Below are 25,893 nucleotides of genomic sequence, written 5' to 3'. Positions count from 1 at the left end.
GGCATCGTCGGTGTGGACGTCGACCGTGAACGCCTCAGACCGCGCCTGGCGCGCGATCAACTCCGCCAAGGGCCGCGCCCGCGGATGGGCGTCCTCGACGTGGACGGCGACGCTGAACGCCGCGAACCGGGTGTGGTCGGCGCTGCAGTCGGCGCAGGCCGCGGGCGCGCGGTGGGCGGGCCGGGTGTTCACCGCCACCTTCAACGTCATCCGCAGAGGCTTCCCCGGGTTCGCCAAGGGCGGCGTCATCGGCGCCGCGTCCGGCGGCCCCCGCTCCAACACCGTCCTCGTCGGCGAGCAGGGTCCCGAGCTCGTGAGTCTGCCGGGCGGGTCCACCGTCCACACCAACGGCGACAGTAAGCGGATGCTCGCCGCCGGCGGGGGCGGCGGCCCGGCTGAGGTGCTGCTGCGTATCGAGGCCGGGAACTCCGACCTCGACAAGCTCCTGGTGCAGGTGCTCCGCAAGGCCATCAAGAACCAGCACGGCGGAAACGTCCAGGTCGCGCTCGGGGGCAGGCCATGACGTTCCCGCAACCCCTCGACATCCGCGTCGACCTGCACTACGGCGGCCAGTGGAACGACATCACCGACTACGTCCGCCGCGCCGACGACGGCATCCAGATCGGCCGGGGCCGCACCGACACCGGCTTCGACGCCGACCCCTCCTCGTGCAAGCTGCGGATCGACAACACCGACGGCCGCTTCTCCAACCGCAACCCCGCCTCGCCTCTGTACGGCAAGGCCGGGCGCAACACCCCGATCAGGGTCAGCATCCCGGCCGCGTCCGCGTACCTGTGGGCGCCCGGGTCCCCGGGCGACTACAGCATCTTCAACACCGACCGCGACGGCGTCGAGGACACCTACAGCGCGGCGGCCTCCACTCCCGACGCCTCGGGCCTGGGCATCACCGGCGACCTCGACGTCCGGTTCGACGCCGACATGTGGTGGCTGCGCGACCATGCCGCGCTGTGCAGCAAGTTCGACACCACCAGCGACGAACGGTCGTGGGTGCTGTCGGTCGACGCCGCCGGTCATCTGCTGCTGGAGTGGACGACCGACGGGACGGCCGCCACGCTGACGTCCATCACCTCGACCGTCCCGCTGTCGGCGGTCAAGGGCCGCCTGGCGGTGCGGGCGACGCTCGACACCGACAACGGCGCGTCCGGCAACACCGTGACGTTCTACACGGCCGACACGATCGCGGGGGCCTGGACGCAGCTCGGCGACCCGGTCACCACCTCCGGCACCACATCCGTCTACGACTCGACGGCGCCGGTGGAGGTGGCCGGGGCCTACACGCGGCAGTTCCAGCAGCCGCGCGGCCAGATCTACGGGTTCGAGCTGCGGTCCGGCATCGCCGGCACGGTCGTCGCCGACCCGGACTTCACCGCCGAGACCGCCGGGACCACCAGCTTCACCGACGACGCCGGCAACACCTGGACGATCGGGTCACGCGCGCGGATCGACGACCGCGACTACCGCTTCCACGGCGAGGTCGCGTCCTGGCCCCAAGCGTGGGACCCGTCCGGGACCGACGTGTACGCCGACATCACCGCCTACGGCATCCTGCGCCGCCTCCGCCACAACGAGAAGGCGCTCAAGTCCGCGCTGTACCGCGCCACCACCACCGACCCCACCGCCGTGGCGTACTGGCCGATGGAGGAGGCCGACGGCGCGGCGTACTTCGCCTCCCCCATGCCGGGGGTCGCGCCGATGACGTTCACCCGGGACACCGACACCAAGCCCGACCTGGCGGCGTTCGACGAGTTCGACGGGTCCGAGCCGGTCCCGACCTTCGCCGACACCTACTTCGCCGCGTCCGTCCCGCCCTACCGGCTGGCGTCGGCCGGGGCCGCGTCGGAGCTGCGGTTCCTGTTCAACAACGACCACGACCCGGTGTTCGAGCGCATCGCGACGATCCGCACGTCCGGCACGGCGCGCGAGTGGCGGATCTTCTACGGCTCCGGTGGGAACCTGTCGGTCGACTGCTACGACGAGAACGGCGCCCAACTCCTGGACGGCGGTGCGATCGCGTTCGAGATTCACGACCGCCCGGTGCGGATCGGGTTCCGGTTCGCCCAGGACGGCGCCGACGTCTCCTACGCGGTCCTGGTCGCCGACGCCGAGTCGGGCGACTGGACGCACGTGGACGAGGACAGCGCCACCATCGATGTCATCTCGGGCCAGACCGCGGGCATCATCACCGAGATCGACTTCAACGCCGGCGGCGGGCTCGGCGACACCACCGACAAGGCCTCGGTCGGGCACGTGTCGATCCACAAGGATCAGGTCGTCCCGGTCACCACGGCCACCGACGTGTACAACACGCTGGTGGTCAGCGCGCCGCCGCACGGGTGGAAGGCCGAGGCCGCGGGGCGCCGCTTCCAGCGGCTGTGCACCGAGCAGACGGTGCCGTTCTCGATGTTCGGGGCGTCCCGCCACACCCTGTCCATGAGCGCGCAGCGCCCGGATCCGCTGTCGAAGCTGCTGGCCGACTGCGCGATCGCCGACGAGGGGCTGCTCGTGGAGCCGCGGGACGCGTTCGAGCTGGCGATGCGGACCCGCGACACGATGGTGAACCCGCCGGCCGCGCTCACCCTGGACTACTCGGCGTCGGAGCCGTCGCCGCCGTTCCTGCCGGTCGAGGACGACGACGACTCGGTCAACGACGTCACGGCCAAGTCCACGGGCGGGTCGAACGCCCGCGCCGTGCTCGAGCAGGGCGCCCTGTCGGTGCTCGACCCGCCGGACGGGATCGGCCGCTATGAGACCGAGATCGAGCGGAACGCCGAGTTCGCCGAGCAGATGCCGAACTACGCGGACTGGGCGCTGCGCCTCGGCACGCTGGACGCGCCGCGGTACCCGTCGGTCATCGTCGAGCTGGCCCGCGCGGAGATGGCAGGCAAGGCCGCGGCGGCCAAGGCCGTCGAGATCGGCGACAGGATCGTCGTGGAGAACCTCCCGGACTGGCTCCCACCCGATGACGTGGTCCTGCGCGTCGAGGGCGTCTCCGAAGCGCTCACCGCCGAGCAGCACACCATCACCTTCGCGTGCTCGCCGGGCGAGGTGTACGACTTCGCCGTCGTCGGCACCGACCGCTACGACTCCGACCACACCTACCTCCGCGCGGCCGTGGACACCGACGACGCCGCGCTGGAGATCGTCGTTCGGAGAGGTCCGCTGTGGGACACCGCCGGCGGCTACGACGTCACCGTCGGCGGGGAGGAGATGACGGTGACGTCGGCGGCCGGGGCCGCCGCCTGGGGCATCGACCTGACCGACACCTTCGCACGGACGTCCGCGTCCACCTGGGGCAGCGCCGACACCGGGCACGTGTGGACGACGTTCGGCGGCGTCGCCGCCGACTACCGGGTCGTGCCGGGCTCGACCACCCCCAACGGCGTCGGCATCATCGACGTCGGCGCCGTCAACGCGCGGCGGTACTCGCTCGCCCCGCAGGCCCATACCGACATCGACCTCACCTTCGAGGTCCTGGTCGAGGATCTGGCGGCGACGGCCGACACCAACGTCTACGCGGTGGCGCGGTACAGCGACTCGTCGAACTGGTGCTCGGCGCAGATCAACTTCGAGCCCGATCAGGGCATCGCGATCGGCCTCACCAAGACCGTCGCGGCGGCCACCTCGGCCGTCACGGCGGCGACCGCGACCGCGCTGACGCACACCACCGCCACCTGGTACAAGGTGCGGTTCCGCATCCTCGGCACGTCGCTGATGGCGAAGATCTGGGAGGCCGACGACGACGAGCCGGCCGCCTGGACCGTCACGGGCACCGACAGCGACCTGACCACCGGCACCCACATCGGGGTGGCCGGACGGCTCCAGTCGGGATCGACGGTGGCGCTGCCCGCCGGCGTGCTCGTCACCCGATGGGACGCCGCGACCCCGCAGACGATGACGGTGACCCGCTCGGTGAACGGCGTCACCAAGAGCCAGGAGCCCGGCCAGCAGCTCCACCTCGCCGCGCGGCCGTGGCGGAACTTCGACCGCTACCCGTTCGACACCGACGTCGTCGACTGGTTCACCGGGGAGGTCCTGGGAAACCTGCGGTCCCCCCGGACGGTGTGCGCCGAGTCGGGTGTGGACATCGCCAACATCGCCAGCAGCTCCTTCGCGCTGAACTCCACCGCCGAGGTCGGGGTGCGGTTCATGGCCCCGCTGACGGGCCGGGTGCTGGTCACCACGGCGGGCATGGGCCGCGACAATTCGAACGACAACCGGGTCTACTTCAACCCCGACATCTGGCGGGTGAAGGACGACGACAACACCTGGTCCCGCTTCCACGACGGCAGGTCCGCGAACGTGCACCGGTACGGGCTGGCCATCGAGGGCGAGGCCGTCGACCCGGCCGGGCACTCCCAGACCTACATGTTCGAGGGGCTGCGTCCCGGGCGGGTGTACTACGCCCGGATCCTGACCGCCGCCGACATCACGACGTCCGCCAGCGCGGACGTGGCGTACCGGTCGATCACCGTGGAGCCGGCGCCATGACCGACATCCTTGCCGGGTCGCTGATCCAGGCGGCCGCGTTCCCCGCCACCGTCCAGGCGTTCGACGACACCGCTCAGCTCAACCTGTCCGGCACATCGTTCGGTAACGGGACCGTGGTCGTGTCGGTGACGTTCGTCGCGCCGTCGTCCGGCCGGGTCCTGATCTACCTGGGCGGGTCGGCGCGCAGCAGCGTCTCCGTCGGCGGCGACTACGTCATCATGGGGCTGGACCTGCGGGTGGGGTCATCTGGCGGGGCGGTCGTCGAATCCCCGGCGGCGCAGGGGCTCTACACGTGCCGGTGGCCCACGGCGGCGGTCAACTTCACCACTCGGCAGCGGGTGGCCCCGAAGTCGGGCCTGACGCCTGGCCAGGTCTACTACGCCGGTCACCAGTTCTGCGTCGGTGAGGGCGAAGGCACTGCCGACATCACCTCCCGGCACCTGATCGTGAGGCCGCTGCCATGACCGAACTCGCCGCGGGCACGCTCGTCCAGGCGCTCGACTACCCCCCAACCCGGTCCGGGGACGCCACGGCCGCGACGGGCAACATCGTGTTCACCGCCTACTCGCCGTCGACGGCGGTGTGCACGTTCATCGCGCCGACCACGGGCCGGGTGATGGTGGCGATCGCGGCGGAGGTCCGCGACAACACCTCGACCAACTACGTCCGGCACTCGGTGCGGCTCGTCGACGACCGTACCGGCGACGTCGTGGTGGGCCCGGACGCGTACGCGCGGGGCTACTCCTCCATCGGCGCCGCGGCCGACTGGGAGACCCGCTCGCGGGTGTTCCTGGTGCAGGGCCTGGAGCCGGGCGCGAGCTACACGGCGACGGTGATGTACCGGGTCGAGGGCGAATCGTCCGCTGACCAGGACTCGATCAGCGTGGCCGTGTGGCCGGCGACATGAGGCGGCGTGATGAGTGAACAGTGCGGAGGTATTTGCGATGCCCGATGACCCGACGCTGGGGGAGGTCGTCCGGCTGATCGAGCGCAACCACGCCGAGACCCGGGAGGGGTTCGCCGCGATCAACGCCCGCCTGGACCGCGACTTCCAGGCGATGGACGAGCGGGTCGAGAAGGCCGTGCCCCGGGAGGTGTACGACGCCGACCAGCGCGGCCTACGCGGACGCGTGGGGCGCGTCGAGGACGACGTGAAGACGATGCGCGCCACCACGCGGTGGGCGATCGGGCTGTGCCTCACGGCGCTGCTGGGGATCGCAGGTCTCGCCGTGGCGCTACTGGCCGGATAGGAGGGGCAAGCATGGACATCATCAGCCGGGCCCAGTGGGGCGCGCGGTCGCCGAGGTCGCGGAGCCTGGTGGGCTGGCCGGCGCGCCGGGAGTTCATCGTCCACTACAGCGCCGGGCCGAAGACGCAGACCGTCGAGCAGATCCAGGCGTTCCACATGGACGGCAACGGCTGGAGCGACGTCGGATACAACTTCCTCGTCAACGTGGACGGGGAGATCTTCGAGGGCCGCGGGTGGGGCGTCGTCGGCGCGCACGCCCCCGACCACAACACCTCCGGCATCGGCGTCTGCGTGATCGGCCGGGACGGGGACGCGACCGCCGCGGCGAAGCGGTCGGTGCGCTGGCTGTACGACCAGGCGTGCGAGAAGGCCGGCCGCCAGCTGCGCAAGCTCGGGCACCGCGACGTGTACTCCACGAGCTGCCCGGGTGACGAACTGTACGCATGGGTGCGGGCCGGGATGCCCGCGGATCTGGAGGACGACGTGTCCGCTGAGGACGTCTGGAACTACGGGATCAAGACCGACGAGGGCAAGGGCGGCGTCTGGCGCGCTGGCACGGTCCTCGGGCACCTGGAGAAGTCGCAGGACGAGCAGGGCGCCACGCTGGCCCGCCTGGAGGCCGCCGTCTCCAAGCTCGCGCAGGGCGCCGGCATCGAGGTCGACGTCGACGAGGACGCGATCGTCGCCGGCGTGCTGGCCGGCCTCACCCCCGAGCGGATCGCGGCCGCGATCCCGCCCGAGATCGCCCAGCAGGTCGTGACCGCGCTCGCCGATCGCCTCACCCCCACGGAGGGTTCATGAAGATCAGCCCGTACATGAAGACCGTCATCGCGTCCCTGGCGCCCGTCCTCGCCACGATCCAGGGCGCGGCCGACGACGCCGCGTTCGACGCGAGCGAGGGCATCACGTTCGTGATCGCGCTGCTCGTCGCGCTCGGCGTCTACGTCGTCCCGAACAAGGCCCGGTAGCCTGCACCTGGCCGAGCGGGAGGGGAAGACCCGCCCGGCACGCGAACGCCCCTCGTCCACCTCAGGGTGGGCGAGGGGCGTTCTTCGTGTGCCGCAAATCCGTCACGCGGTGACGGATCTCGAATCCGAACGGCGCGTTCGGATTTCGAATCCGTGAGCGGCTCACGGATTTCGAACTCAGTGGCAGCGGTCGGACGTCCCGACGACGCTCCACGACACCATGGAGGGGCCCTTCACCCACAGGCCCTTGGACACGTCGGTGCCGCACCGCAGGTCGTACACGGTCATGGCCTCCTGGTTGGCGTCGGTGACCCACTCGGGGACGGGCGTGAGCGCCTCGGCGCGCGCCTTGCTCCACTGCTCCAGCGACCACGCGGCGGCATCCTCCGGCGTGGAGAACGTCGCCCGGATCAGCCGGGGGTTCTTGCGCAGCCACGCCCGCACGGCCGACGGGGTGATCTCGGCCTGGTCGTCGGCGCGCATCTTGTCGTCCGCCCAGTCCCGGCCGGTGCCGCGCCAGGAGTAGCAGTGCCAGTGCAGGCCCCGCTCGCGCCACACGGTCGGCTCGGTGGCGTACATGGCGTCGTAGTCGAAGGTGGGGATGGTGACGGTCATGCGCGGCATCCTGCCATGGGACGGGCCCCGCCCGAAGGAGGACGGGGCCCGCAGATCCGGATCAGGCCGGGACCTTGTTGTCGCACCCGCTGCAGGCGTTCTCGCAGTTGGTGGCCTCGATCATGGCCCACAGCTCCTCGTCGATCTCGTACCCGAGGTCGCGCAGCGTGGCGGCGGAGGCGCGGACGTTCGCGCCGCCGTCGGTGGCGCCGTCGGCCGGGGTGTGGTGCAGGTAGTGCCCGGCGATCTGGTCGCACATGGCGATGTAGTCGGCGGTGTGCAGGATCAGCATGTGCCACGTCACGTCGATCACCCGGGGCGGGTGGATCGTCGTTCCGGGGTGCGCGGCGATCGCGTGAAGCATCGTGAGGGTCTGGACGAGGGACCGCTCGGCGAGGTCGGGCGGCATGGAGTGCTCGGCTGCGGCGCGGGCGGCGACACGGGCGAACAGGTCGGGCGAGATCAGCTCGCGCGGTGCGGTGACGGCGGTAGCCGTCTGCTGGGTGATGATGGTCATGGTGACCTCCAGCGGCGAGTTCGAGGGTGGATCGGGGAGGCGCCGTCCGGGCCTCGGGGTTTAACCCGTGGCGCCTCCCCGGCCGCGGGCCCCGGGGCACTCGCCAAAGACCCCGGGCCGCGGAGCTTCATCTACCCGGCGACCAGCCGTCGCCCGACGTCGAGGCCGGGCTTGGCCACGCCGGGCGCAACCCAGAGGCGGCGGAGCTTCCCGTTCGGGCCGATGCCGCGCCACCAGCCGGGCTCGTCGTCGAGGGCGTACGCGGACCCGACGGTGTCCCCGCTGGCCGCGTCGACGAGGAGGATTACCTGCGCGTCGCCGCGGACCTCGATCTCGCCGGTCACCATGCGGCCCTGCGCAGGTGCCAGTCGACCGTGACGGCGAGGTGGTCGCGGCTGACGGCCTCCACCAGGCGCCACTCGCCGCGCCCCGGGAGGATCGCCCACCATGACCCGGTCGATTCGCCGTGCCAGTGCGTGATGCCGTCCGGGATCGGCGGGGGCGGGTCGCTGATTGGCGGCATGTCGACCACCGTCTCGTCCGGGTTCGGTAGCGTTCTCATAGCCGGATCTCGCTTCCGGTCAGGCCCCGGGGAGCGGTGTTCGCCCACCGTCCGGGGCCGTCTTTGTGTCTCATGACACCCTTCGCATCCCACCTGACCGGTTCCGGCGTTAGCGTGGAAGGTGCTGCCTGCTGCCAACGGCGCCCAGGCAGCGGCAGGCAGCGGGCAACCCGGGGCGAAACGGGGAGCGAATGGCGACCTTCGGCGAGAAGCTGCGAGACCTCATGGCCGAACGCGGCATCAGCCAACGCCGCCTCGCCAAGCTCGTCCCATGCAACGACGGCTACCTGTCCCGCGTCGCCACTGGCGAACGCGTCCCGTCCGCGCGGACCGCGCAGCGCCTTGACGAGCTCCTCGACGCCGGCGGCGACCTCGCCGCGCTGCTGCCCCGGGCGGCCGCCCCGCCCGCCGCGCTCGATGACGAGATCGAGGCGCTGGAGCTGGTGCGCCGTGTCGCCGCCAGCGACGTCGGAGACGACACCCTCGTCGCGCTGGAGATGACCGTGGACGAGCTGGCGTCGGCGTACCCGCGCACCCCACCCGCCGAGCTGCTGGGGCGCGTGCGACGACACCTCGGGTACGTCGGCAAGCTGCTGGACGCCCGGATGACGCTCGCCGAGCGCCGCCGCCTGACCGTCACCGGGGCGTGGCTGTCGCTGCTCGCCGCGACATGCGACATCGACCTCGACCAGACCTCGGCCGCCGCCGCGCGACTCCGCACCGCCGCCCTGCTCGCCGAGCACGCCGACCATCGGGAAATCCTCGCGTGGACGCTGGAGACCCGCGCGTGGCAGGCCCTCACCGACGGCGACCACCGGCAGGCCGTCACGCTCGCCCGCGGCGCGCAGGAGGCCGCACCCCGGGACGGGTCGGCGTTCATCCAGGCGACCGCGCAGGAGGGCCGGGCCTGGGCGCGGCTCGGCGACGGACCGCAGACCCGCGACGCCCTGGCGCGCGTGGAGCGGCTCGTGGAGCCTCTACCGATGCCCACCCGTCCCGAGCACCACTTCCGGTACGACCCGGCCAAGAGCGACGCCTACACCGCCACGACGCTCGCATGGGTAGGGGACCCCGCGGCCGAGCCGTACGCGCGCGGCGTACTGGCCCGCCTGGAGCACCCGTCCACCGGCCCGGCCCGGCCCCGGCGCGCGGCGTCGGCGCGGCTCGACCTCGCGCTCGCACTCCTGGCCGCAGAGCAGCCGGACGAGGCGGCGCACACGGCCCTGGAGGCGGTGACGAGCGGCCGCCTGGTGCCGTCGAACTACTGGCGCGCTGCCGAGGTCATCTCCGCGGTCCAGGCCCACCACGTCCCGGAGGCGGTCGAACTGAACGAGGCCTACCGCGAGCTCTGCGCGCCGGACGACGAGTAGGGAGCACCTCGCCCCGAAACCGGTTTCGCCCCTGGTATCGGGGATGACCTGCGCGGTTAACGGTTTCGGGGGGGTGCCCGCCAACCCCGGAAACGGGCCGGGACGGCCCGCGGGCACAACCCCCCGGCCCGGAACCGTCACCGCTCCGGCAGCTCGTCCAGCCGCACACCTTTCGCCGACCCTCCGGCGCCGCGCCGGTTGATCTGCCGGGTCGGCACCCCGTACGGCTTCAGCGCGTTCGCGAGCATCGTGGACGCAGACGACCGCGCTTCCCGCTGCTCGTCCTCCTCCAGGGCGCCCAGGTTCGCGGGGAGCCACTCCCCGTACACGTCCGGCCGGTAGGCGGCCAGGGCCTCGACGAGCCGCGCCGAGTGCACGGCGTCCTCCGTGGCGGGCCACACCGCGCGCAGGTCGTCGATCAGGTCGGTCCGGTCGACCTCGGCCAGCTCCTCGCCGGCGGCCTCCCCGGTCAGCGTCCCGGCCGCGATCCGCAGCGCGAGGGCCCGCTTGCCGATCTCCTCGGCCTCGTCCTGCTTGATGAACGCGGCGCGGACGGTGATGCCGTCACGGCCGCGGACCAGGATGCCGGTGCCCTGCTCGCTGGCGGAGATGTCCATGGCGCGCAGGCCGCGCTCGTTCGCGCCGGTGCCGAGGACGTTGTTGTTCGCACGCCAGTCCATGACCGCGAGGCACAGCCGGGTCCCGACGCTGCTGGACACCGACGTGGGTAGCGACGCAGCGTCCGGGTTCTGTGTCAGCAGGATCAGGATCACCCCGTACGCGCGGCCTTTCTTGATCAGCCTCGTCGACAGCTCGGCGGCCTCGTCCTTGTAGTCGTCGTGGGTGAACAGCTCTTGTACCTCGTCGATGACGATGACGCGGGGGCCGAGGTCCTGCTCGGGGTACCGCTCGGCGAGGGCCCGGGTCACGCGCCGGCCCTCGGCGGTCTCGGCCGCGGGCAGGCCCCGGATGAACTCCGCCCGCCGCTTCTGCTCGGCGATGCCGGCGCGCAGTCCGTCCAGCGCGGCCTGGAGGTCCTCGTCCTCATCGCCCGAGACGTACCGGTGGCACACCGGCCGAACCGAGTCCAGGTCACCCGACCCCTTCAGCTCGAAGACGTGAAGCTGGGCGGTCGGGTCGAGCGCGACGCCGAGGACGATCGCGAGCGCGCACGACGTCTTCCCCGACCCGGGGATCCCTCCGACCAGCAGGTTCGAGTACATCAGCGTGATCGTGACGAGGTTGCCGCGCGGGTCGAACCCGTACGGCAGCGGCTCGAACACGTCGGCCTGCCCCTCCTTCATCAGCGGCCAGATCTTCCGGGGAGCCTTGGCCGGGTCTTCCCGCGCGACCCACAGGACGAGCCGGCCGGGGTGCGCGGCCCGGTCGCCCTCGGGCCACACGGTGGAGATCGGGCGGCGCATTGCCGCGGCCAGATCCTCCCGCTTGTCCAGCACCTTCCCCACGGTCACGCCGCGGGGAAGGTCCAGCTCGGCCCGCCAGCCGGGGCCGTCGACCTGGATCGGCGCGGTGAAGTCGACCTTCCCCTTGACGCCGATGGCTTCGAGCGCCTCCTCGACCTCGCCGGAGTCCAGGCGCCGCTGGAGTTGGACGGCGACGTACCGGTGGACGATCGGCCGGTCGGAGTCGAGCCCGGCCGCGCCGAGCGCGGTCAGGATCCCCGCGGCGGCGACCGCCAGAACCCACGACGGGAGCGTGAACGCCACCACGTACAGCGCGAGCGCCACGGGGACGCCGACGGCCAGGGACAGCTTCCGGCGGCCGGTGGTGCGGTTCGTTTGCACCGACGCCCACCGCATCCACTGCTCGACGTCCCCGGCCGCCGCCTTGGACGCGACCGGCTTGGCGTCGGCGTCGATCACCCACCGGTGCCAGGAGCGGCCGAGCCGGACGGCGCCGCGTGGGGAGTTTCCCCACAGGCGTCCCAGGTAGACCGGCGACCGGACGGCGTGGTGCGCCCACAAGCGGCTGTACCAGCGGACGACGAACCCGGCACTGCCGGTGAACTCCCGCCGGTGCCGCAGCCACACCGGCAGGACCGGTGGCGCCTCATCGAGGCGGGCCCGCCGGTCGGCGATCCACCCGGCCCCCGGGTCGGCGGGCTGGTCGACGGGGACGGCCTCGATGTGGGCGACCTCGACGACGCCGGCGTCCTTGACGAGGGAGACACCCGCGTCGTCGGAGGCGGCGAACAGGCGGGACGGTTCGGTCACCGCGCCACCTCGGCGGGCTCGTCCTGCGTGGCCGTGCCGCTGGCGCCGGTGCGCTCGTCGGCGGACGCCGGTTCGTCGTGCGCGCGGACGAGGATGCCCACCCGCTTGCGGTCGAGGCCGAACCGGTCCGCGACCTGGCGCTGCGACATCGCCTCACCGACGCAGTCACGGGCATGGACGAACGCGTTCAGCGCCGCGTCCTCGACCGTGTCCGCCACCCCGTGCGGGCATGGCGGGGCGGTGGCGGCTGCCGGTTCCGTCGAGGGTTCGTCCGGTCCGGAGCCTGCCGACCGAACGAGCTTCATCAGCAGCTCGTAGGCGATGATCAGCGCCACGGCGGGCCATGCGCTGACCAGCGCACCTATGGGTCCGTGGTCCCACCCGTGCGCCACGTTCGCGCCAAGCGTCGCCACGATCCCCAGCGACAGCCCCACGTACGCGAGCGCGGGCGGACGGACCCGCCGCCGGGCGGCCGACAGCAGCACCATCCCCGCCGCGAAGATCAAGCCGTCGACCGTCGCCGGGACGATGAACGCCGTCACGCCGTCCTCGCCGTGGGTGTGGACCAGTTCGTAGGCGTGCCGGTACGACACGATCGCGGCGCCGACGGCGACGGCGACGACCACCAGGACCGTGGAGAACCGGACGAGCCGGTCGGGGGTGTCGGTGGCACTGCTCATCGGCCCGTCCTCTCACTCGGCAGGTCGTGCACGGCCAGGATCAGGTCATCAAGGGTCTTGCCGGACAGGACGGCGCCGAGCCGGTCGTCCAGCTCCGCGCGATCCAGGCGCCCGGCGGCGAAGTGGGCGTGCAGCGCGTCGGTGAACACGTCGCGTTCGGCGTCCCCGATCCGCTTCCCGACGCGGTGCTTGAGGACGACGTCGGACACCGTCCGCCGCCGCTCGGGCCCCTCGACGGCGCGCCGCTCCCGGTCGGCGAGGGCGCGGAGGTGGTCGGCGTTGACGCGGGCGGCGTACAGTGCGCCGAACCACAGCATCCCGGCGGTGGACAGCATCGCCCACGCGGCCGCCACGGCGGGATAGTCGGCCAGGACGACGAACAGGGCGCCGAGCATCACCGCGACACCGATGTAGGTCATGACGGCGAACACGGTCTCCAGCGGGTCCCTGTCGTGGCGGCTCATCGTGCCCCCGCCCGCGCAATGAGGCCGACGACGACCGCCACCACTTCGGGCTCCCACCCGGACAACCAGTCGAGGATGCGGCGGTCGTAGGCGCCCAGCTCGACGCCGGCGGCCTCGCACGCGCCGGTTAGGCGGTCGCGGTTGAACTGGGCGAGGGTCCCAAGGTCGGTGCGCGCCGCGATGTAGGCGCCGCTGCACGTGTCGGCGGCCTGCCGGCCGGTCTCGTAGGGGCCGACGTCGGTCGGTAGGTTGCCCATAGGGCTGGACCTCCTGGTCAGGTTCGGTCTGAGGGGCCCGCCCGGCGGTAGGGTCGCCGGACGGGCCCCGCTCTTGGGTGGCTACTGGACGAGGCGCAGGGCGGCGGGCTCGAAGTCCGGCACGACGGTGCCGATCTCGCTGCCGTCCTCGATCAGCGTCAGCTTCGGTCGCGACGCGGGCGTCCGGTCGTACTGGTCGAGTAGCGCGGTGAGCGTCTTGCGGATCTCATCGGAAAGCAGCACCTGCGATTCGCCCAGCTGGACCATGCGGACCTCAAGGGCCGCGATGCGCTCGGAGTCGCCAGGGGTGTTCTTCGCCTCGGCCGCCTCCCGCGACCCTTCGGCGTCCGTAGGATGGCTCATCAGATCCGACCTCTCTGTCGGGTTCAGGGCCCGGCCGGTGGTTGAGTCACCGCGTCCGGGCCCGCTCGGGGGTGCGGTCAGTCGTTGCCGGTCAGGACGTCGAGCGCCTCCTTCGCCCGGTCGTGCCAGTCGATCTCGGCCTCGTCCCACGCCGGGCCGCCCTCGGAGGCGTCGGCGCGCGTCAGGCAGTGCTTCAGCTCCCACCACCACAGGTCCCGGCGCTCGGCGCTCAGGTGCGGGGTGAGGGTCTCCACGGCCCGCGTGATGGGCGGGACGGTGGCGTCCTCGTCGAGCTCGGCGCGGGCCATGGCCTCCAGCGCGTCGGCGAGGGTGGGGGACTCGGTGGCGTGCATCGGGGTGCGTCCTCTCAGGCGGCCAGCAGGACGGCGGCGCGGTGGTAGCAGCGGCGCCCGGCCTCGAAGGCGGGACACCCGCAGGTGTGGGCGGTGGTCTCGTAGAACTCCGAGCCGTCGGAGCTGACGACGACGAACAGGTCGCCGTGGAGGGGGACGATCGCGCCGTCCTCGATCAGCTCCCGGGCGGACTCGACCTGGTGGGGCTTGTATCCGGCCTCGCGGATCGCGGCCTCGCGGCGCTCCATGCGCTCGCAGTGGGCGCCGATCCCGCGGGTCACGGACTGGGTGGAGCGGAGGGTGGCGTAGCAGCGGCGGCAGGTCGCCGTCTTGGTGGTGTGCTGCTTGGCCATGTCCCATTCTCGCTTCCTGTAGCGCTTGCCGTTGCGCTAACTGTAGCGAAGAGGATAGGCATAGCGCAAGCGGTAGCGCTATGGTGAATGCATGGACGACGCAGAGAAGGCACTCGCCGCCCTGGACAAGACCACCACCCAGTTCCGGCGAACCGAGAAGGCGCACAACGCCGCCCGCGACGCCGCCACCGAGGCCGTCATCACCGCACTGCGCGCCGGAGCCAGACCCACCGAGGTGACCAACCGGTCGCCGTTCTCGCCGGCGCACGTCCGCAACCTCGCACGCGAGAACGGCATTGAGCCGGCGCGCAAAGGTCGCCCGGCACCGAAGGACAGCGATCATGACTAGCGCCTCTGTGGGAGATCTGTGGGACGATCAAGGCCGCGAGGCTGTGTCAGACTGCGTGAGGCTGGGCCGGAATGAGGGCTCTACCTGCGTGAACGTGGAACGTCACTGGTAGGCCGGAGCGTCTTACCTCGTTCGCATCGAGGGGGTCAGGGGTTCAAATCCCCTCAGCTCCACCGAGAAACCCCAGGTAAAGGCCCTGATCGAAGCATACTTCGATCAGGGCCTTGATCGTTTGTCATCAAGTTGTCATCAGGATTCCCCGGCACCAGATGACACGCCCGGTAGCCAAGACCTATCCCTCGCGCCACCACATCGCGTCTCACGTCCGCCGACGGCTCGCGTGCCAGAGGGTTGGGCTAACAGTCGTAGCGGAGCCCACGTCGCTTCTAGACCCGCTCTGAGCTCTTCGCCGGGTTGCCCGTGCGACACGCTGATCTCGCAGCGCCTTGGCCCGCCGCCCACGAACTGGCTGTCCTACAGCATGCGATCGTCCGCTTTGCGACCGCAGGACGCCCGACAGCCAAGCCCGGCATCAGACGAACTGATCAACTGCTCCATGCCAGTGAGGCGCTGCCCGCGCTGAGGTCCTGCACCCGTCTGACGGGGTGAAGGCGGTCTCGTTCGAACTCGTCGGGCCGACGCCGACCTGGACGCCGCGGTCGCCGGGACGGCCCGGTCCTCGTTCACCAATGGCGGGCAGGTCTGCCTGTGCACCGAGCGACTTTACGTGCAGCGCCCGGTCTTCGACGAGTTCGTGGAGAGGGTCGCCGAGCGCGCTCGCGCGCTGCGGTTCGGCTGGCCGGACGACCCCGACACGGCCATGATGCCGATGATCTCCGCAGACCATCGCGCGAAGGTACTGAGCCACTACCGGCTGGCCCGAGACGAGGGCGCCGACGTCATAGCCGGTGGCGACGTACCGTCCTTCGGGGACGCGCGGGACGCCGGCGCCTACGTGCGGCCCACCGTCCTGACCGGCCTCCCGGCCGACGCCCGCACGAACCGCGAGGAGATCTTCGGCCCGGTCTGCCACATCGCCCCGTTCGACACCGAAGACGAGGCATTCGCCCTCGCCAACGACAGCGACTATGGCCTGGCCGCCACGGTGTGGACTCGGGATGTCAAACGCGCACACCGGGCCGGAGAGCGCCTCGACGTCGGGCTCGTCTGGGCCAACACCTGGTTCGTCCCATCGAGGGCGCGGTTGCCGACGAATTGGGCACGACCAAGCTCGACATCCGGGCGCAGACCCACGCCGTGATCGGCAACGTCCGAGACATCCTGCAAGCCACCGGTGCCGACCTTGCGGACCTGGTGCAGGTGACCACCTACCTGGTCAACATGAACGACTTCGGCGGCTACAACGAGGGCCTCGGCCGCTCCTGCGATCTTGGCATTGCTACTCCTCGGCGCCTTGACCGAGGGCGAGGTTGCCGACGGGATTCGGCGGGCACCCGCCCAGTCTCGTGATGCTCTGCCCGACCGGGCACGCAACACCGCCGACCTGGCCGACCGGGAAGCGTGGGAGGAGGTCCACCCGCTTCGCTGACCGGCCGATCGCACGCCTTCAGCGAGGCCGCTGGCTCATGTCGGACGCCGTTGTCGCTGATGTCACCGCCAAGCGTCTGAACCTCCGCTGAAGATGCTGTGGACCAGGACGGACGAGACCTGACCCACACCGAACCTGCTGCACTTCAGCGCTGAGCTTCCCCCGTTCCACGGTCACGTTGATGTTGCCCCGGTTTTCACGGACTTGAGGGCGCGGAGAAGAAGGAACTGGTCGAGTTGCGACGCAAGGCCAGGCAGCTCGAACTGGAGAACGAGATCCTCAAGCGGGCGGCGTACTTTGCCCGTGAGAACGTGCTCCCAAAATAAGGTACTCGCTGGTCCGTGAACTCGCCGATTACGACATTCCCGTAGCGGTGGCCTGCCGAGTGCTGGGCGTCTCCCGGTCCGGTTACAAAGACTGGCTCGGCTGGCCCGCCGCGATCCGGGAACAACGCAACACCGAGTTGCTGAAGCTCATCCGTACCGTCCACACCGAATCGCGGCTCAGTTACGGCGCGCCGCGCGTCCAAGCCGAGTTGACGCTCGGTCTGGGCGAGCGAACGCTCACCCCACGTCGCCGGAGCTCCGCTGGCGCCGGGCAAGAAATGGAAATCCTAAGGATGTGGGTGTGTGGACCGGGCGTGGTCCACGTCGAGAGGCGGATCGAGCGCGATCCGGATTTGGGGGTTGATGACCGGGGAAGGCTGGACCGAGCCGTCGCTGCGGAAGGCGACTCGCCGGAACCGGAGGGCGCACCGTACGCCACGGCGCGGTCGTGCGTCGTTCGTCGCGTTGTCTGAGGACGACACGCCTTGCTGGTGGCGGCTGCGGAACGGGAACGGCTGGCGACGGGCGCTTGGGCGGCTCAGGTGCTCGATAGAGCAATAGAGCAATTTTCTCGATGAACCAACTCAGGATAGTTGCGGTATAGGTCGTGCGCCAAATGCTGGCGTTGGTCAACCTGTAGGTTCCCTTGAATTGCCGAGAGGGTGCACTATTGTGATCAATGCGACCAATTTAATAGGTCGAATCTCTGCTTTGGGTCAGATTTCTGTGCTGGCCCACAGGCGTCGGGATTCGCTCTGCGTGGCATTGTTTGCCATACATACTGCTATCGATCGAGCGCATTGATCATCCACCGTCTGTTCGGTGGGCGGGGTGGATCTCCGTGGTCGACGGCCAGCGTGGCGGGCTTCCGCCTAGGCGAAGTGACCCTGTTGACGAACCTGCCGTCCGTCCGGCAAGGTGGCTATTGGTTGGAGCGCTCGCTCCAGGAGTCCGGGAGACCCCCATGGTGAAGATCGTGGCGTTCGTCCGCAAGAAGGACGATCTGACACAGGACGCTTTCCGCGCTTACTGGCAGGACCACCATGCGAACGTCGTCGCCGCGCTGCCCGGCCTACGCAAGTACGTGCAGAACCCGGCACTGGACATGGGCGGGCGGCGGGAGTGGCCTTACGACGGTGTCGCCGAGTTGTGGTTCGACGACGTTGACGCGGTCCGCGTCGCGTTCGACAGCGAGGAGGCCGCCCGGGTCCGGGAGGACGAGCCGAACTTCACCAAGGCGATCGACTGGCTCCTCGCCACCGAGTTCCCAGTGATGGGCTGACCGTGCTCCGGTTCGGCATCCAGCTTCCGCACTATGGCGCGGGCCCGCTCGGATTGGGCTTGGACGCCCTGGTCGACGCGATCATCGATGCGGGCTTCGACGGCATCTGGGTAAGCGACCACGTGGTGCTGATCGACGGCACGACCTCGGCCTACCCCTACACCGACGACGGCGACTACGGATTTCCCGCTGACACGCCCTGGTACGAAGCGGTCGCGATGCTCGCCTACCTGGCCGCGCGCACCCACGAGGTGGAGCTGGGCACGGCGGTCTGCGTGCTCCCGCAGCGGCAGCCGGTGCTCTTGGCCAAGCAGCTCGCCACGATCGACCGGCTCGCCGACGGCCGGGTGAGGCTCGGCGCCGGAGCTGGCTGGCTGGCCGAGGAATTCACCGCGCTCGGCGTCCCGTACGACGGCCGAGGCGCCCGGACCGACGCCGCCATAGCGCTGCTGCGTGACTGCTGGACCGGTACGCCCGCGCCTGGACGATATGGCGACGTGAGCGTGCCCGGCGGCGTGCATTGTCGGCCCACCCCGGTGAACGGCAGTGTGCCGATCCTTGTCGGTGGCAACAGTCCGGCCGCGCTGCGCCGGGCAGCCCGGCTCGGCGACGGCTGGCTGGGTGCGGTACCGCTCGCCGGGCTGTCGGCAGACGAGCTGGGAGGCATGGTGGCCCGGCTGCGCCAAGAATGTGACCAGGTCGGCCGGAACCCCTCCACATTGGATTTGAGCCTGAGGATCGCCGCACCGTCGCATGCATTGGGCACGCCCGCGCTGCGCGACCTCCTTCTCGGCTATGCCGAGCACGGCGTCACCCGGTTCACGGTCGACCTGTCCTGGCGCGACTTCGACACCGGCCGCCGTCGGCTGGACGCTCTGTCACGCACCGCGGCGGCGGTCCGGGAGAGCCTGACGGCGGGTGCTACATGACCGAAAGTCTGCTGCTGGACCTGCTCGCCCTCAAACGCGGTCCGATCGCGGAAGGAGTGGCCTGGGTCGGCCGCCGCGAGCAGCCCCGACCGGGCGCCCGGCAGGTCGGGGTCGGCCAGGTGGAGTCTTTCGCCGCCTTGATCCGCGACGACGACCCCCGCTACTGGACACCGGCGCCGCGCAGGCCGGTACCGCCAGGCCTGCTGCTCACCTACACGTTGCCGCTGCCGTGGAGTCCGCACGCGCAGACCACCCCGATCTGGGCCAGGATTCCGTTGCCCGGTGACACGCTGATCAACGTCGGCACCAGCACGGTCTTCCACCGCGAGATCGGCACCGGCGACACGGTCATCCTGGATGAGGAGGTCGTGTCGGTCTCGGCGGAGAAGAAGACCCGCCTGGGCACCGGTCACTTCCTGACCACCCGGACCCGGTTCCAGATCGACGAGGAGCCGGTCGCCGACCACACCAACGTGATGTTCCGCTACGGCAGCGACTCACCGCGGGGGGCCGTGCCGGTGCCGCCCGCGCCGCCCTTGGACGGCGAATCGGTTTTCACCCTTACCGTGACCAGCGAGCTGTGCGTGCACAACGTGGCCGCGTCTGGCGATTTCTTCCCGGGGCACTACGACGACGCCTACGCCCGGTCGCAGGGGGCGGCCGGGGCGTACCTCAACACGATGTTCTTCCAGGGGCTTGCCGACCGGTTGGCCTGCCGACACCTCGGTGTCCGCTCGGTACGGCGCCGCGACCTGCGAATGCTCACGCCATCGGCGGTCGGCGACACGCTGGAAGCGTGGGCACGGACGACCACGGACGGCGCCGTCGAGGTCGAGGTGCGCACCGCGCGCGGTCCTGTCGCCATCGCGACCGTCTGGTGCGGCCATGAATGAGCCGTCGCTCGCGGAGCGCATGGCGGTCCGCCCGGTCGCACCGGACGTCTGGGCAGTGCCCGTGCCGATCCCCGACAACCCGCTGCGGTATACGGTCTGCTACGCGCTGGAGGCGGCCGGCGGGCTGGTGCTCCTCGACCCGGGCTGGGACGCAGACGCGACTTATGAGGCGCTCGTGTCCGGGCTCGCGACGCTCGGCGGCGCGGTCGGCGACGTGCGCGGTGTCATCGTCACCCACTTCCATCCCGACCACCATGGGCTGGCAGGCCGGGTACGGGCGGAATCCGGTGCCTGGATCGCGCTGCACGATGCCGACGCGCGGTTCTTCGGCTCGGACGCGGCGGCGGTCGAGGCGATGGTGCGCACCAACGAGGTCTGGATGCGGGCGGCCGGCGCCAGTGTCGACGACCACCCCGAGCTCGCCGACGCGGAAGACGAGGTGGTGCGCCGGATCCTGCTCGCCCGGCCCGACATCCACCCGCTCGACGGCGACCGCCTCCCCGGCACCGGCCGGCTCACCGTCGTCCACACGCCGGGACACACACCCGGTCACATCTGCCTGCACGACCCTGATCGGCGGCTGCTGTTCGGCGGCGACCACCTGCTTCCCCGGATATCACCGAATGTGGGCTGGCATCCGATGTCCGGCACGAACCCCCTCAGTGACTTCCTCGCTTCGCTCCAGCGGGTAGCCCAGCTCGATGCGGCGACCGACCTGGTTTTGCCGGCGCACGAGTGGGCGTTCACCGGACCGGCCGCGCGGGCCATGGAGCTGATCCGGCACCACGATGAGCGGCTGGCCGAGGTGAAGGGGCTACTGGTCGCCGGGCCGCAGACAGCATGGGATCTCGTGCAGGGCCTGACCTGGTCCCGGCCGTGGGCGTCGCTGGCGCCGAATCTCAAGCGGGCCGCGCTCGGTGAGGTCCTGGCCCATCTCGTGTTGCTGCTGTCCGCCGGTGAGGTGACCAGGTCCATGGGACCGCCCGAGGTGTGGTCCATGATCCAGGAGGAGCCCGCATGATCGTCGATGAAGAGACCGCGCTGGCCACCACCGTCAGTGGCCTCCTCCGGATGCAGGCCGAGGCCGACCCGGACCGGCCGTTCGTGGTCGCGCCGGGCGGTGAGCGCTGGTCGTACGGCCGAGTGCACGCCGAGTCGGAGCGGATCGCCGGCGGCCTCGCCGCGATGGGTGTGCGCCGCGGCGACCACGTGGTGATGATGCTTCCGAACGACCTGCCGTTCCTGCTCACCTGGTTCGCCCTGGCCCGCCTCGGTGCTGTGGAGGTTCCGGTGAACCCGGCGTTCCGCGGCGCCAGTCTCGAATACCCGGTCGTGCACAGCGACGCGACGGTCGCGATCGTCGACAGCCGTTATCTGGACCGGTTCGCGGCGCTCGGCGGGCGGCTCGGGGCGGTCGAGCGCCTCGTGGTCGTCGGCGCCACCGACGTTGCTGTGCCCGGCGTGTCCATCGTGGACATCGACGTGCTCGTCGGCGACTCACCGGAGGCTGAGCCGACCCCCGAAGATCTCCTCGCGATCCTCTACACGAGCGGCACCACCGGCCATCCCAAGGGCGTCATGAAAAGCCACCGATGCGCCGTCCACTGGGGACTGAACTACCGGCGTTACATGAACGTCGGCCGGGACGACGTCAACCTGCTCTTCCCGCCGCTCTACCACGCGATGTCGCAGTTCCTTGGGGTCATGCCGGCGCTGCTGACCGGCTCCGCGGTGGCCATCGCGTCCGGCTTCTCCGCCTCCCGATTCTGGGACGAATGCCGGGAGTACGGCGTGACGCTGTTCAACTTCACCGGCGGCGTGCTCTCGTTCCTGTGGAAGCAGCCGGCCCGCCCCGATGACCGCGATAACCCGGTGACTCGCGCGCTGGGCGTACCGATACCCAACGATCTCTATCCCGGCTTCGAGACCCGCTTCGGACTTACCTTGCTGCCGTGCTTCGGCACCAGCGAGAGCAGTGTCGTGTGCTACAGCGCGCCGGGCGAGGTGCGCCCCGGTTCGAGCGGTCGGCCCATCCCGGAGTATGCAGTGGCGATCGCCGACGACGAGGGCAAGCTCGTCGGTCCGGGCGACAAGGGCGAGATCCTGACCCGCCCGAAGCATCCGGACGCGATGATGCGCGGCTACTACAAGCAACCCGAGCTGACCGCCAAGGTGCTGCGCGACCTGTGGTACCACACCGGCGACATGGGGTACCTCGACGCCGACGGCTACCTCTTCTTCGTCGACCGGCGTAAGGACGCCATCCGCCGCCGCGGCGAGAACATCTCCTCGTTCGAGATCGAGCGGGTGGTCAACGTGCACCCGCGGGTACTCGAGTCGGCCGCGGTCGGCATCCCGTCGTCCCACGGCGAGGAGGAGGTCAAGCTCGCGGTCGTCGCGCTCCCCGGCGAGACGCTCGATGCCGACGACCTCTGGGCCTACTGCGAAGCCGAACTGCCCGCGTTCATGGTCCCCCGCTACCTGGAAATCCGCGCGTCCCTGCCGAGGACCCCCACCGAACGCGTGCAGAAGTTCGTGCTTCGTGAGGAGGGGCTGCACTCCGGCGTCCAGGACCGCATCACCTCGAACAAGGAGGCTGCCCGATGACCCGTGCCGCAGTTCTTGGCATCGGCGAGGTCACCCACCCGCCCAAAGGCACAGGCTCTATGCAATTGCACGCGCTCGCGGCGAAGCGGGCACTCGACGACGCCGGGCTAACGAAGGACGACATCGACGGCCTCGTCGTTGGATACTCGCTGACCGAGCCCAAGATGGTACTTTCCGCCGCGGTCGCCGAGTACCTGGGGCTGACGGTCGGCTACATCGACTCGGCACATGTCGGCGGCGCCGCCCCGTTCGTCGGAGTGGCCAACGCGGCCAGCGCGATCGAGACCGGCCGGGCCCGGCGGATCCTGGTGATCTTCGGCGATAACCGGAAGACCGGCTGGCACACGATGGACGCCGCGATCGCCGCGATGATCGGCGAGGTCGGCCACCCGGATTACGAACTGCCGTACGGCCCGCTGATCCCGGCGAATCTCGCGCTGATCGCCCACCGGCACATGCACGAATACGGCACCACCCGCGAACAGCTGGCGATGATCCCGGTGATCCAGCGTGAGCACGCGCTGCTGCGCCCCGGTGCCGAGCGCACCGACCCGCTCACGGTCGACGACATCCTTGGTGCCCGCCCGGTGGCGACCCCACTGGTCGCCGCTGACTGCGCTCTGGTCTCCGACTCCGCGGGCGCGGTCGTCATCGGGCCCGCCGACGACGACAAGGCCGCGGCGAAGTGCCGGGCCGTGGTGGCCGGCTCGTCACAGCACAGTGATTACTACTACCCGTTCCAGAGTGGCGACCTGACCCGGTTCGGCTTCGGTCCGGCCAGCCAGCGGGCATACGAGGCGGCCGGGTTCGGCCCTGCCGATCTGGACTTCGCCGAGATCTACGACGCGTTCAGCGTGATCGTGCTGGCCGCGGTCGAGGACCTGGGGCTGGTCGAGAAGGGCGGCGGCGGCCCCTACGTCGCCGGTCGGCACATGGCACTCGCCGGCCCGGACGAACGGCGTGCTGGATTTCGATCGATCCCGATCAACACGCACGGCGGACTACTGTCATACTCCGGCAACGGTGCGTTCCACATCACGGAAGCCGTGAAACAACTGCGCCATGACGCCGGGCCAGCCCAGGTCGCCGACGCCCGTCGCGGCCTGGTCACCGGGATCGGCGGCATGCTCGCGGTCCACTGCACCCTTCTTTTGGAACGAGCCGAACCGTGATGAACTGGAGCAAATATGGCCAAGGGTGGAGATGTCAAGGCCCGGATCCTCGAGGTTGCAGCTCAGCTGTTCATGGAACAGGGCTACGCCGCGACATCCGTACGCGAGATCGGCGAGCACGCGTCGGTCGGGCAGAGTTCCCTCTACCACCACGTCCAATCCAAGGGTCAGCTCCTCTACGAGTTGCACCACGCGTTCAGCCTCGACCTGATCGACCGGCTGACGGCGGTAATCGAGTCCAAGCCCTCGCCGACCGACCAGTTGCGCGGACTCATCCACGTGGTGCTCGGCGTTGTGGAGACCCATCAGGCCGAGGTCACCGTGTTCCTGCGCGAGGGGCACGCACTACCCGAAGATGCCCGGAAGGACATTCAGCGGGAGCGCGACCAGGTCGATGCCCTGGTCGACAAGATCATCTCGGATGGGATCGAGGCCGGGGAACTGCGCGAGGACCTCGACGTCCGGCTGACCCGGCTGGGCATCCTCGGCCTTACCAACTGGTCCTACCAGTGGCTCCGGCCGGGCGGCGAGCGCACGAGTGCGGAGATCGCCGACTATTTCGCCGACCTGGTGGTCAACGGGGTCGCGGCTCGCTGACCCGCGCCGCCGGTCCGATGGAGGGCTGGCATGGCTGAGCGACGCACGGTGCCGCTGCGTGAGCGGGTGCTTCCGCACCTGCTGCTGCACCGTGCCGAGACCGCTCCGGACGCGCCGCTTCTCACAGTCGGCGCCGGGCCTCGGCGGTCCGTCGGTGAGATCGCGGATGCCGCACTGCGGGTCGGTGGCGGGCTCGCGCGGCTCGGCGTCCGACGCCGCGACCCGGTGGCGGTCATGCTGCCCAACCGGGAGGAGGCCGTGCTGGCCTGGTTCGGCACGGCTGTGATCGGCGCGGTCGAGGTCCCGGTCAACACGAACCTGAGCGGACCGCTGCTGCACCACGTGCTCGCCGACTGCGGCGCGACCGTGCTCATCGTCGCGGCGGACCTGCTGCCGGTCGTCCGGCCGCTGTTGCCGTCATTGCCGCTGAAGATCATCGTGGTGGTCGGGCAGGCGGACCCCGATCACGGTCACGTCCCGTGGGACGAGGTGGCCGACGCCGACCCGGTCGCGCCGGCGAATCTCACGCCGGCCGATCCGATCGCGATCATGTACACCTCCGGTACGACCGGGCCGGCCAAGGGTGTCGTCTGTCCACACGGCTACTTCATGTGCTGGGCCGACGACACCGGACGGGCGGTGCGGTTCGGTCCCGGCGATGTGCTCTACACCCCGTTGCCGCTCTACCACATCACCGCGCAGGCGGTGAACGTGCAGCTCGCCCTCCTCCACCATGGACAGGCGATCGTGGACACCCGCTTCTCGCCCCGCGGCTTCTGGCAGCGGATGGCCGAGCTGGGTGCCACGCACATCTGGTCGTTCGGCTCGATGACGCCGTTGCTGCACCAGCAACCGCCGGACGCACACGACCGCGCGCACCGCGTCCGGGTGGTGTGGAGCATTCCGTGGCCGGCCGGCTTCGGCCGGGAGTTCGAGAACCGGTTCGGAGTGCGCATCCTGTGTGGCTACGGATCCACAGAGCAGGGTCTCACCGTCGTCCAACCCTACGACGCGGTCGAGCCGAGCGCGGTCGGGCTGCCCTCGCCACACTACGAGATATCGGTCGTCGACGAGTACGGCGCGCCGGCCGGCGAGGGTGAGCTGCTGGTGCGGCCGCGCGAACCGGCCTCGATGATGTCCGGTTATCTCGGGCGTGATCGGGAGACCGTGGCCGTAACGCGCGACCTCTGGTATCACACTGGCGATCTCGTACAGCGATGCGCGGACGGATACCTCGCGTTCGTCGAGCGCAAGACCGACTCGATCCGCCGACGCGGGGAGAACATCTCGGCCTGGGAGATCGAATCGATCGCGGCGACCTTTCCGGGCGTCGTCGAGGCAGCCGCGATCGGCGTGCCGTCGCCGCTCGGAGAGCATGACGTGATGCTCGTGGCGACGACGAGCGCGCCGGTGGTGCCGCGCGAGCTGTTCGACTTCTGCGCGGAGCGATTGCCCTACTACATGGTCCCGCGCTACATCCGCTTCGCCGCGGAACTGCCGAAGACGCCGAGCATGCGGGTTCAGAAGTACCGGCTGCGCGAGGCCGGCGTGACCGCCGACAGCTGGGACTGCGAGGCCGCCGGCCTGCGGTTGCGTCGGCCCAATCTGAGCTGATCAGGCCCCGGATGGCCCTTGACATCCCGAAGACTGTCTGACTTTATAGATGGAGCGCTCGCTCCATAACCAGGTAGGTGC

At 70.4% G+C, this 25,893-nt stretch carries 31 protein-coding genes and 1 tRNA gene; 21 read left to right on the top strand and 11 right to left on the bottom strand.

The features are described 5' to 3' along the window. The 7 genes from E1281_RS01160 to E1281_RS39885 all read left to right on the top strand — a co-directional run. On the top strand, positions 1-523 hold a 523-nt coding region (locus E1281_RS01160; protein WP_207943031.1), incomplete at its 5' end, for a hypothetical protein. Then, on the top strand, positions 520-4,509 hold the full coding sequence (locus E1281_RS01155) for a hypothetical protein (RefSeq protein ID WP_131875204.1): 3,990 nt from the start codon (positions 520-522) through the stop codon (positions 4,507-4,509). The genes E1281_RS01160 and E1281_RS01155, both read left to right, overlap by 4 nt. Further along, entirely contained in the window at positions 4,506-4,973 is a 468-nt protein-coding gene (locus E1281_RS01150; RefSeq protein WP_131875203.1) for a hypothetical protein, read from the top strand. The genes E1281_RS01155 and E1281_RS01150 overlap by 4 nt, the downstream gene beginning before the upstream one ends. Beyond that, complete coding sequence (locus E1281_RS01145) at positions 4,970-5,416, top strand: hypothetical protein (RefSeq protein ID WP_131875202.1); 447 nt, start codon at positions 4,970-4,972, stop codon at positions 5,414-5,416. Before E1281_RS01150 ends, E1281_RS01145 begins: the two co-directional genes overlap by 4 nt. A gap of 37 nt (positions 5,417-5,453) precedes the next feature. Beyond that, positions 5,454-5,759 carry a hypothetical protein gene (locus E1281_RS01140; RefSeq protein ID WP_131875201.1) on the top strand — a complete coding sequence of 102 codons (306 nt, stop codon included), beginning with the start codon at positions 5,454-5,456 and terminating at the stop codon, positions 5,757-5,759. A gap of 11 nt (positions 5,760-5,770) precedes the next feature. Then, the gene (locus tag E1281_RS41045; RefSeq protein ID WP_207943030.1) at positions 5,771-6,559 is read left to right on the top strand and encodes an N-acetylmuramoyl-L-alanine amidase; all 789 of its coding nucleotides are present in this window, start codon (positions 5,771-5,773) and stop codon (positions 6,557-6,559) included. Beyond that, positions 6,556-6,726, top strand: coding sequence for a hypothetical protein (locus E1281_RS39885; RefSeq protein ID WP_165958734.1), 171 nt, complete (start codon positions 6,556-6,558; stop codon positions 6,724-6,726). The genes E1281_RS41045 and E1281_RS39885 overlap by 4 nt, the downstream gene beginning before the upstream one ends. Before the next feature lie 177 nt (positions 6,727-6,903). Here the strand turns inward: E1281_RS39885 and E1281_RS01130 are convergent, their stop codons facing one another. The 4 genes from E1281_RS01130 to E1281_RS01115 form a co-directional block, all read right to left on the bottom strand. After that, a complete protein-coding gene (locus E1281_RS01130) occupies positions 6,904-7,341 on the bottom strand; it encodes a hypothetical protein (protein WP_131875200.1) in 438 nt (145 codons plus the stop codon). A 61-nt stretch (positions 7,342-7,402) separates the two neighbouring features. Beyond that, positions 7,403-7,858 (bottom strand): hypothetical protein, encoded by a 456-nt coding sequence (locus E1281_RS01125; protein WP_131875199.1) that lies wholly within the window; start codon positions 7,856-7,858, stop codon positions 7,403-7,405. 131 nt (positions 7,859-7,989) lie between these two features. After that, positions 7,990-8,205: a hypothetical protein gene (locus E1281_RS01120; RefSeq protein WP_131875198.1), complete on the bottom strand. Its 216-nt coding sequence runs from the start codon at positions 8,203-8,205 to the stop codon at positions 7,990-7,992. Next, positions 8,199-8,420 (bottom strand): hypothetical protein, encoded by a 222-nt coding sequence (locus E1281_RS01115; RefSeq protein WP_131875197.1) that lies wholly within the window; start codon positions 8,418-8,420, stop codon positions 8,199-8,201. The genes E1281_RS01120 and E1281_RS01115 overlap by 7 nt, the downstream gene beginning before the upstream one ends. A 191-nt stretch (positions 8,421-8,611) precedes the next feature. On the opposite strand from E1281_RS01115, the gene E1281_RS01110 reads away from it, so the two are divergent. Continuing rightward, positions 8,612-9,790, top strand: coding sequence for a helix-turn-helix transcriptional regulator (locus tag E1281_RS01110; protein ID WP_131875196.1), 1,179 nt, complete (start codon positions 8,612-8,614; stop codon positions 9,788-9,790). Between the two features lie 137 nt (positions 9,791-9,927). Here E1281_RS01110 and E1281_RS01105 read toward each other — a convergent pair whose 3' ends face one another. The 7 genes from E1281_RS01105 to E1281_RS01075 all read right to left on the bottom strand — a co-directional run bounded on the left by E1281_RS01105 (position 9,928) and on the right by E1281_RS01075 (position 14,494). Continuing rightward, positions 9,928-12,024, bottom strand: a complete 2,097-nt coding sequence (locus tag E1281_RS01105) for an FtsK/SpoIIIE domain-containing protein (RefSeq protein WP_131875195.1) — start codon at positions 12,022-12,024, stop codon at positions 9,928-9,930. Beyond that, positions 12,021-12,704 carry a DUF2637 domain-containing protein gene (locus E1281_RS01100; protein ID WP_243716447.1) on the bottom strand — a complete coding sequence of 228 codons (684 nt, stop codon included), beginning with the start codon at positions 12,702-12,704 and terminating at the stop codon, positions 12,021-12,023. Before E1281_RS01100 ends, E1281_RS01105 begins: the two co-directional genes overlap by 4 nt. Then, positions 12,701-13,168, bottom strand: coding sequence for a DUF1707 domain-containing protein (locus E1281_RS01095; protein ID WP_207943029.1), 468 nt, complete (start codon positions 13,166-13,168; stop codon positions 12,701-12,703). Before E1281_RS01095 ends, E1281_RS01100 begins: the two co-directional genes overlap by 4 nt. Beyond that, the gene (locus tag E1281_RS01090) at positions 13,165-13,425 is read right to left on the bottom strand and encodes a hypothetical protein (RefSeq protein ID WP_131875194.1); all 261 of its coding nucleotides are present in this window, start codon (positions 13,423-13,425) and stop codon (positions 13,165-13,167) included. Before E1281_RS01090 ends, E1281_RS01095 begins: the two co-directional genes overlap by 4 nt. Before the next feature lie 81 nt (positions 13,426-13,506). Beyond that, entirely contained in the window at positions 13,507-13,788 is a 282-nt protein-coding gene (locus tag E1281_RS01085) for a hypothetical protein (RefSeq protein WP_131875193.1), read from the bottom strand. A gap of 77 nt (positions 13,789-13,865) precedes the next feature. After that, positions 13,866-14,141: a hypothetical protein gene (locus E1281_RS01080; protein ID WP_131875192.1), complete on the bottom strand. Its 276-nt coding sequence runs from the start codon at positions 14,139-14,141 to the stop codon at positions 13,866-13,868. Between the two features lie 14 nt (positions 14,142-14,155). After that, positions 14,156-14,494: an SWIM zinc finger family protein gene (locus E1281_RS01075; RefSeq protein WP_165958733.1), complete on the bottom strand. Its 339-nt coding sequence runs from the start codon at positions 14,492-14,494 to the stop codon at positions 14,156-14,158. A 91-nt stretch (positions 14,495-14,585) separates the two neighbouring features. Here E1281_RS01075 and E1281_RS01065 point away from each other — a divergent pair, with 91 nt between their 5' ends. From E1281_RS01065 to E1281_RS01010, 13 genes are all read left to right on the top strand, one after another. Further along, entirely contained in the window at positions 14,586-14,843 is a 258-nt protein-coding gene (locus E1281_RS01065) for a hypothetical protein (protein WP_131875189.1), read from the top strand. A 96-nt stretch (positions 14,844-14,939) separates the two neighbouring features. Then, positions 14,940-15,016 (top strand) — tRNA-Ala (locus E1281_RS39880). A 473-nt stretch (positions 15,017-15,489) separates the two neighbouring features. Then, complete coding sequence (locus E1281_RS01060) at positions 15,490-16,104, top strand: aldehyde dehydrogenase family protein (RefSeq protein WP_243716451.1); 615 nt, start codon at positions 15,490-15,492, stop codon at positions 16,102-16,104. Continuing rightward, a complete protein-coding gene (locus E1281_RS41640; protein ID WP_243716445.1) occupies positions 16,101-16,313 on the top strand; it encodes a Rid family hydrolase in 213 nt (70 codons plus the stop codon). Before E1281_RS01060 ends, E1281_RS41640 begins: the two co-directional genes overlap by 4 nt. 464 nt (positions 16,314-16,777) lie before the next feature. Continuing rightward, positions 16,778-17,191: a hypothetical protein gene (locus E1281_RS01050; protein WP_131875187.1), complete on the top strand. Its 414-nt coding sequence runs from the start codon at positions 16,778-16,780 to the stop codon at positions 17,189-17,191. A gap of 491 nt (positions 17,192-17,682) precedes the next feature. Further along, the gene (locus tag E1281_RS01045; protein WP_131875186.1) at positions 17,683-18,000 is read left to right on the top strand and encodes an EthD family reductase; all 318 of its coding nucleotides are present in this window, start codon (positions 17,683-17,685) and stop codon (positions 17,998-18,000) included. A gap of 59 nt (positions 18,001-18,059) precedes the next feature. Then, positions 18,060-18,929, top strand: a complete 870-nt coding sequence (locus tag E1281_RS01040; RefSeq protein ID WP_165958732.1) for a TIGR03619 family F420-dependent LLM class oxidoreductase — start codon at positions 18,060-18,062, stop codon at positions 18,927-18,929. Then, entirely contained in the window at positions 18,926-19,822 is an 897-nt protein-coding gene (locus E1281_RS01035; RefSeq protein ID WP_131875184.1) for a MaoC family dehydratase N-terminal domain-containing protein, read from the top strand. Before E1281_RS01040 ends, E1281_RS01035 begins: the two co-directional genes overlap by 4 nt. Then, positions 19,815-20,843, top strand: a complete 1,029-nt coding sequence (locus tag E1281_RS01030; RefSeq protein WP_131875183.1) for an MBL fold metallo-hydrolase — start codon at positions 19,815-19,817, stop codon at positions 20,841-20,843. Before E1281_RS01035 ends, E1281_RS01030 begins: the two co-directional genes overlap by 8 nt. Next, positions 20,840-22,429, top strand: coding sequence for an AMP-binding protein (locus E1281_RS01025; protein WP_131875182.1), 1,590 nt, complete (start codon positions 20,840-20,842; stop codon positions 22,427-22,429). Before E1281_RS01030 ends, E1281_RS01025 begins: the two co-directional genes overlap by 4 nt. Continuing rightward, positions 22,426-23,601 (top strand): thiolase family protein, encoded by a 1,176-nt coding sequence (locus tag E1281_RS39875; protein ID WP_165958731.1) that lies wholly within the window; start codon positions 22,426-22,428, stop codon positions 23,599-23,601. Before E1281_RS01025 ends, E1281_RS39875 begins: the two co-directional genes overlap by 4 nt. A gap of 15 nt (positions 23,602-23,616) precedes the next feature. Continuing rightward, a complete protein-coding gene (locus E1281_RS01015; protein ID WP_131875181.1) occupies positions 23,617-24,198 on the top strand; it encodes a TetR/AcrR family transcriptional regulator in 582 nt (193 codons plus the stop codon). A 30-nt stretch (positions 24,199-24,228) separates the two neighbouring features. Beyond that, positions 24,229-25,812: an AMP-binding protein gene (locus E1281_RS01010; RefSeq protein WP_131875180.1), complete on the top strand. Its 1,584-nt coding sequence runs from the start codon at positions 24,229-24,231 to the stop codon at positions 25,810-25,812. The last annotated feature ends 81 nt before the right edge of the window (positions 25,813-25,893 follow it).

Source organism: Actinomadura sp. KC345 (assembly GCF_004348515.1).
Classification (GTDB): Bacteria; Actinomycetota; Actinomycetes; order Streptosporangiales; family Streptosporangiaceae; genus Spirillospora.
The sequence above is the reverse complement of the archived record's forward strand: the minus strand, read 5'-3'. Positions and strand labels throughout refer to the sequence as shown.